The organism is Streptomyces sp. NPDC059668, from assembly GCF_042734135.1.
GTDB lineage: Bacteria > Actinomycetota > Actinomycetes > Streptomycetales > Streptomycetaceae > Streptomyces.
The window spans coordinates 35748-36539 of the sequence record NZ_JBHWEL010000088.1 but is presented as its reverse complement, the minus strand read 5'-3'; the positions used below and the strand labels follow the sequence as shown (position 1 = coordinate 36539).

Genomic DNA, 792 nt, shown 5'->3' with positions numbered 1-792 from the left:
GCGAACCACCGCCCGGCCCCGGCGGCGGCGGTGTCGAGCCGTGCGCCGTCGTGGGAATGCAGGGCTGTTTCCCGCACGCCGACGACCTGGACGCCTTGTGGCGCCACGCCCTGGAACAGCACACCCCCACGGCGTCACCCCCGCGGGGAGGGGACCGCTTCACGGACGGCACACGGGAGTTCGACGCCGGCCTGCTCGCCCTGTTCGGCCTCGACGCGGCCGCAGCGGCCGGCCTGGACCCCCGCGAACGCCTGCTGGCACGCAGCGCGTGGCAGACGCTGGAGAGCGCCGGATACGCCGGAGCGCGCGCCGACCGGCTCACCGGCCCCGACAGCGCAGGGCGCAGCATAGGCGTCTACATCGCCGCCGGCCCGCCCGCCGGCCTCCCGGATGAACACCCGCCGGGCGAGCACATGGTGGACGAGCACATGGTGGGCGAGTACATGGTGGGCGAGTACATGTGGGGCGGGGCGGGAGCGGCCGGACGGCTGTCGCGGCTGCTCGACCTGCGCGGACCCAGCCTGAGCGTCGACACCGGCGCGTCGTCCTTCCTCACCGCGCTGCACCTCGCACTCGGCGCGCTGCGTGCGGGGGAGTGCGAGGCGGCGCTGGCCGGCGCCGTCGAACTGCCACCGCGCCCGGCTCCGGCACATCAGCCTCCCCCCGTCGTCCGCCGCGGGGGCCGGGGGGCGCGGCGCGGGCGGCCGGGTGTAGCGCACGGTGTGGGGGGGGGGGGGGAGGGTGGGCGCCCGCACCACGACCGCGGACTCGGAGGGGGGGGGGGCGCGGGTG

Annotated in this window: 1 protein-coding gene; it reads left to right on the top strand. The window is 77.7% G+C overall.

The annotated features are described in order from the left end of the window. The coding region (locus ACFV2J_RS37240; protein ID WP_385442899.1) for a beta-ketoacyl synthase N-terminal-like domain-containing protein at positions 1 to 792 on the top strand (792 nt) is incomplete at both ends.